Raw genomic sequence first — 542 nt, 5'->3', positions numbered from 1 at the left:
ATCGCCTCCGATCTTGCGATATAGAGTTGGTGATCGCTTAGGAGTGCAAACACCAGACGCACTAATTTTCGTGCAGTTAAGACGAGGGCTCGTTTGTGTTGTGTTTTCGGTACTTCTTTATATTTTTTCTGGTAATAGGCTTCATACTCAGGAATATATCGTCTTACAGAGTTGGCAGCTTGAACTAAGTAATAACGTAAATAACGGTTTCCTGACTTAGACATTGGTGTCTTTTCTTTTTGATAGTTACCAGATTGATGTTTTGGCCAATAAAGACCAGCGTATTTTGCCAATTGAGCTTCATGGTTAAATCGGTCGATTTGACCAACTTCAGCGATAATGCCTGCGGCATAAACAGGTCCAATGCCTGGAATGCTTAACAATGTTTTGGCGCTATCGATGGTTTCCATAATATTCTCAATGGCTTTATCAATGATTTTTATTTCTTGTTCAAATCCACGTATAACACGCATTTGAACACCTAGATTGATATCAATACTGTCTTGTGCTAGTTTGCCTAAGCGATAAGAGTCTGAGACAGA

1 protein-coding gene is annotated in these 542 nt (G+C 39.3%); it reads right to left on the bottom strand.

Annotated features, from left to right (window positions below; translation table 11 throughout):
- The coding region (locus ACYQ2O_RS12760; protein WP_459796779.1) for an IS110 family RNA-guided transposase at positions 1-542 on the bottom strand (542 nt) is incomplete at both ends.

The organism is Alkalibacterium sp. m-11 (genome assembly GCF_054658155.1).
The sequence above is the reverse complement of the archived record's forward strand: the minus strand, read 5'-3'. Positions and strand labels throughout refer to the sequence as shown.